This is a genomic window from Streptomyces sp. MnatMP-M17 (assembly GCF_900091995.1).
GTDB lineage: Bacteria > Actinomycetota > Actinomycetes > Streptomycetales > Streptomycetaceae > Streptomyces.
The window spans coordinates 1-4,467 of record NZ_FMDK01000331.1 but is presented as its reverse complement, the minus strand read 5'-3'; the positions used below and the strand labels follow the sequence as shown (position 1 = coordinate 4,467).

7 protein-coding genes are annotated in these 4,467 nt (G+C 68.3%); 3 read left to right on the top strand and 4 right to left on the bottom strand.

Going from position 1 to position 4,467, the window contains the following annotated elements:
* Positions 1-187: 187 nt before the first annotated feature.
* On the bottom strand, positions 188-310 hold the full coding sequence (locus tag GA0115259_RS41870) for a hypothetical protein (protein ID WP_256098012.1): 123 nt from the start codon (positions 308-310) through the stop codon (positions 188-190).
* 47 nt (positions 311-357) lie between these two features.
* Between GA0115259_RS41870 and GA0115259_RS41865 the strand changes: the two genes are divergently transcribed.
* Positions 358-771, top strand: a complete 414-nt coding sequence (locus tag GA0115259_RS41865) for a helix-turn-helix transcriptional regulator (RefSeq protein WP_237540044.1) — start codon at positions 358-360, stop codon at positions 769-771.
* A 94-nt stretch (positions 772-865) separates the two neighbouring features.
* On the opposite strand, the gene GA0115259_RS15480 is transcribed toward GA0115259_RS41865, so the two are convergent.
* From GA0115259_RS15480 to GA0115259_RS15470, 3 genes are all read right to left on the bottom strand, one after another.
* The gene (locus tag GA0115259_RS15480; RefSeq protein ID WP_093596654.1) at positions 866-1,225 is read right to left on the bottom strand and encodes a DUF6233 domain-containing protein; all 360 of its coding nucleotides are present in this window, start codon (positions 1,223-1,225) and stop codon (positions 866-868) included.
* Positions 1,226-1,465: 240 nt separating this feature from the next.
* A complete protein-coding gene (locus tag GA0115259_RS15475) occupies positions 1,466-2,497 on the bottom strand; it encodes a substrate-binding domain-containing protein (RefSeq protein ID WP_107469192.1) in 1,032 nt (343 codons plus the stop codon).
* A gap of 259 nt (positions 2,498-2,756) precedes the next feature.
* A complete protein-coding gene (locus tag GA0115259_RS15470) occupies positions 2,757-3,071 on the bottom strand; it encodes a hypothetical protein (protein ID WP_141716579.1) in 315 nt (104 codons plus the stop codon).
* Between the two features lie 196 nt (positions 3,072-3,267).
* Between GA0115259_RS15470 and GA0115259_RS15465 the strand changes: the two genes are divergently transcribed.
* Together GA0115259_RS15465 and GA0115259_RS15460 are read left to right on the top strand one after the other, a co-directional pair.
* Complete coding sequence (locus tag GA0115259_RS15465) at positions 3,268-3,444, top strand: hypothetical protein (protein WP_237540039.1); 177 nt, start codon at positions 3,268-3,270, stop codon at positions 3,442-3,444.
* A gap of 144 nt (positions 3,445-3,588) precedes the next feature.
* The coding region (locus GA0115259_RS15460; RefSeq protein WP_176732559.1) for an IS481 family transposase at positions 3,589-4,467 on the top strand (879 nt) is incomplete at its 3' end.

Genomic DNA, 4,467 nt, shown 5'->3' with positions numbered 1-4,467 from the left:
AGCACCTGCCCGACGTCCACCACCACGGCGCTCGGTAGGGCGGGCCCGGCCACGGAGACCAGCCGGTCGGCGAACTCCGTGATCTCCCCGGCGATGGTCCGGTCCGCCCGGTCCGTTCCGAGCAGGCGCGGAGTGGCAGGAACCCGGCGTCGGTCAAGATCACTTGGCAAACGGTCAAGATCGCCTGTCAGAGGACACCGACCGCGGCTTCCGCCCCGGCGCCTTCTTCGCGGCTGTCGAAGCTGAGCACGATGGCCCGCGAGCGGCGGAGACCTTCGTCTTCCTGGGTGAGGTGGATACGATCGGCCATAGGTCATTCCTCCTGGTGATGCAGGCGGATAGGGGAGCCCGCGCTTGATGACCACCACCGAGATCGCGGCAGAGCACGGGGTCAGCCGTCAGACGATTCACTCGTATCGGCGGACCGGCGCCTTCCCTAAGCCTGCGGAGGGCGACGGGAGCACGCGCCCCCGGTTCCGTGAGGACGAGGTGGCCGCATTCTTCGCGGCGAACCCCAAACGACCGGGCAAGAGAACCGACCTCCCCCCAACGCAGCAGCAAGGAGAGCCAGCAGTGATCGAGGGCCAGATGGGATCGCAGCACCTCAACGGAAACGATGCGCGCGCGGTCCTTGGGATTGTCTGGCAGTGGATCGCGGACGCCAACAACGGACACGGCGCGGACGTGGGCGACCTGATGCACGAACTGGAGACGGCGGGCTACGGACCGCTGGAGGAGGAGCAGGGGGCCCCCGGTCCTCCCGGATCTTGAAGTCCATCGCATCCCCTGAACTGGGGTGTTGCGACGACCACTAGAACGGAAGATAGCCCGGCGGGGGCCGTCGTCCTGTTCGGCGTCGCCCTGGTCAGGGGTCTGGGTTGCAGACGTCGCACGCCTCGGCCCACCCGTGCTTGATGAAATCGGCGGCCTGGTCGGTTGTAGCGGGGGTGAGTCGGCCTGCGGTGGCCCAGCAGTCGGCCCGGTGCAGCAGGAGCACCTTGGTGGCGGGGCGGGCCTGGAGTATCCAGCCGTCGGCGTCGTCCAGCGCAGTCGGGACCGCGGTGTAGTCCTCGCCGTCGATGGGGCGCGCCGCGGCGGCGGGTACGGCGATGCTGACCTCGTACCACCACCGGCCGTCCGCGTCCCGGCGGCGGCCGTGGAGGCGTCCTTCGGTGGTGCCGCCTCCGGGGAGGGTGACGGTCACGCGCGGGCCGGGTTCGGTCATGTGTTCGATGATAGTCGTGTCCGGAATGGTTACCTCCGGAGTGTCGTGCCGCTGCGGTGTGTGATGGCGGCATCGGGGAGCGCGAACGCCCGGCCGATATGACGGCAGGGCGGTGGTGCGGGCCCGGAGTTGAACCGGGGTCCATGCCGGGCACCTGGTGGGTGTCCGGCCGTGGTGCGGCCGGGTGAGGCTGCGGGGAGTGCCGGGGCGGAGCCGTCGGTCAGCCTCCGCCCCGGGTCATCAGCGTTCGCCCTTGATGCTGGTGTTGCCGCAGGCGGCGCCAATCGGGCCGAAGCCGTGCTGCTCGATCCTGGCCGTCTGGAGGCAGACCTTGGCGGGGGCGAGGGGGCTGGTCTGGAAGGCGCCGATTAGGTCGGCGTCGGGGGTGGCACCACCGGTCAGCTTGGCGGTCGGGACGACATTGTAGACGTCATGGGCGTAGGGGAAGGCCATGTTCAGCCTGCCGGCGATGCGCGGCTGGACACCGTTCACGGGGGTGAGGACCGCGGCTCCGTGACGGTCCGTGGTTACACCGGCGGTCTGGGCGATGTACTGGGCGATGGAGTACGGGGCAATGTGGCCGGAGTCGGTCAGGGCGGTGCCGTCGTTCGGCTGCACCGTGGCGTTGACGCAGGTGCCGACCTGGGCCTCGGTGACACCGATCTTTTCCAGGAAGAAGGTCCGGGTGCCGGAGCCGGCATGCGGCAGCAGCGGCTTCAGCGTGATGAGCACGGGACCGCTCGGCGTCGAGTAGGTGCGCGTGAGCGCCGAGGGAACGCAGTGGTAGATGTCGGTGAGCTGGGCGGTAGTGAAGCCCACGCCGTCGCGGAGGGCGCTGTCCGACCGGACCGCGATGGTCACTGCGTCCTTGGCGAACGGGATCCACGTCAGCCGGTTGGTCGTCACGTCGACGGGGCCGCGGGAGGAGCGGGCGAAGTCGATGCAGCCCGTGTTGTTGCGAAGCGCGTCGACGCCGGCCGAGGAACCGTTGGGCCGGGTGATCACACAGTTGAGGGCGCGGGTCTTGATGGGCGTGCTGCCCGTCGCGTCGTACGAGGCGATCAGCCGGGAGCTCGGGTTGTTGTTGGGGTCGGTGATGGCCAGGCCGAGGGCGTTACCGATGTCCTGGGTGGTGTCGGAGCCCACCCCAACGAGCTGACGGAAGTCGGTAGCGGGGATCGGGTCGGCGGACGCGGGGGCCGCGAGCAGGCTCAGACCGAGAGCGGCGGCGCCAGCAGCGGCGGCCGTGCGAATACGGAACTTGATGTTCACTTCTGTTGTCCTCCGTGAATACGGATGGCGGGCAATGGACAGCCAAGAGGAATTCAGATTTCCGTTACTGCCGACCCGTTGGTCGACCCTGTGAACAATTCCGTACGCTCCCGCCGGAAAACCACCAACTCCCCTGGATGAAAAGGTTACGAAGGCATCCCCTAGGTGTGCTGTCTCATGAGGTTGGTTACGCGGGCGGGATAGGCGTTGGACGTGCGTGAGCCCGGCCTCAAGGGGCCGGGCTCGGCGAGCTGTTGACTCAGCGGTGGGTGCATACGGTCGAGTGGGCGGCCTTCTCTGCCTCGTCCATGCCGTGATGGGTCGGGCGGGCGCCGGCAGCCGGGTGCAGGGGGCAGAGGGCGCCCCAGTAGTACGGCCCGTCCGTGCGGGGGAACGGCACCGCGACCAGGGAGTGCGCGTGGTCGGGAATCGGCTCCACGACGTTCGTGCTCACCATGAACCCGGCACCGCTGTCGCCATCCATGTAGAGCGCCGCAGGAAGTCCTTCGACGCCATGCCGGTGGATCTTCCTGAACGTGCCGATTGAGCCCGAGTACGGGCCGTCGGTGATCACGAGCCTTTCTCCCTTACGGAACTCCCACGTCTCCATTTGATTCCCTCCCTGCTTGCCGCCGGTTTCTGTTTAACAAGAATGCTCCTAGGTGACCCCCTTGTCAACCCATCCGGGCAGATGGATGCTAGATTCTGTTAAACAGATACTGAGGTGAGGGGGAGCCATGGGACGGCCAGCTACCGGACAGACCAGGGTCATGGGGTTCCGGCCGCCCAAGCCGCTGCGCGATGAGTTCGAGGCACTGGCAGCGGCGGAAGACCGCACGCCCTCCGACGCGCTCACCGAAGCCATGCACGACTGGGTCAAGAAGAAGCAGCGCGAGCGCGGGGCAGGGCGGCAACCTGAGGAAGCGAACCCGAACCAGGTTGCCTGACCTGCGCCGAAGCATCGTTGTCAGTGCCACCGTTCACCATGGACGGTCACCAGTGAGTTGACGGTGACATGGGGGACGTATGCCTCAGCACGACGACGGCAGGGAACCGCCAGCCATAGCCGGGTCCAGAGCGTGTGGGGAACCGTGGCCGGGCACCGCAACGCCCCGCTGACCCCGGAAGGCCGGCTGCGATTATGTCTGCGCGTGGACTCCGGACGGCCGATCGCACACGTCGCGGCGGAAGCTGGGATCTCCCGCCGCTGCCTGGCCAAGTGGTACGCCCGATGGCGAGCACACGGCGAGGACGGCCTGCTCGACCACTCCTCGCGCCCCGCCACGAGCCCGGCCCGGACCGCGGAGGACATCGCGGACCTGGTAGAGGCGCTGCGGCGGCAGACCAAGTACGGGCCCGCCCGCCTCGCTGCCGAGCTCCATCGTCTGCGCGGCGTCACGGTGGCGCCGGCCACCGTGCACCGCGTCCTCGTCCGGCGAGGACTCAACCGGCTACGCGACCTTGATCCGCCCACCGGCGAGCAGCTGCGCGAGGTCATCCGCTACGAACACGACCGCGTCGGCGACATGGTCCACGTCGACATCAAGAAGCTCGGACGCATCCCCACCGGCGGCGGGTGGCGAATGCACGGCATGGGCACCGACTCCGCCCGCGCATCCAAACGCACCGGGCCCGGCACCGGGAAGGTCGGCTACACCTACCTGCACGCCGCGATCGACGACTACTCCCGGCTCGCCTACACCGAAGCCCTCGAAGACGAACGCGCCGTCACGGCAGCCGCCTTCTGGCACCGTGCCGTTGCGTTCTTCGCCGCCCACGAGATCGCCCCGATCCACCGCGTCCTCACCGACAACGGTTCCTGCTACCGCTCTCGCGCCTGGGCCGCCGCGCTCGCCACGACCAGGACGAAGCACAAGCGCACCCGCCCCTACACCCCGCGGACGAATGGGAAGGTCGAACGCTTCAAGTGCGCCACGAGGCGCTCTGTCGTATCCCCGGTGCAGCCGGGA

Coding starts and splice junctions, on each gene's coding strand:
- GA0115259_RS41870 (WP_256098012.1), bottom strand. CDS start 310: ATGGCCGATCGTATCCACCTCACCCAGGAAGACGAAGGTCTCCGCCGC.
- GA0115259_RS15465 (WP_237540039.1), top strand. CDS start 3,268: ATGGGGTTCCGGCCGCCCAAGCCGCTGCGCGATGAGTTCGAGGCACTG.
- GA0115259_RS41865 (WP_237540044.1), top strand. CDS start 358: ATGACCACCACCGAGATCGCGGCAGAGCACGGGGTCAGCCGTCAGACG.
- GA0115259_RS15480 (WP_093596654.1), bottom strand. CDS start 1,225: ATGACCGAACCCGGCCCGCGCGTGACCGTCACCCTCCCCGGAGGCGGC.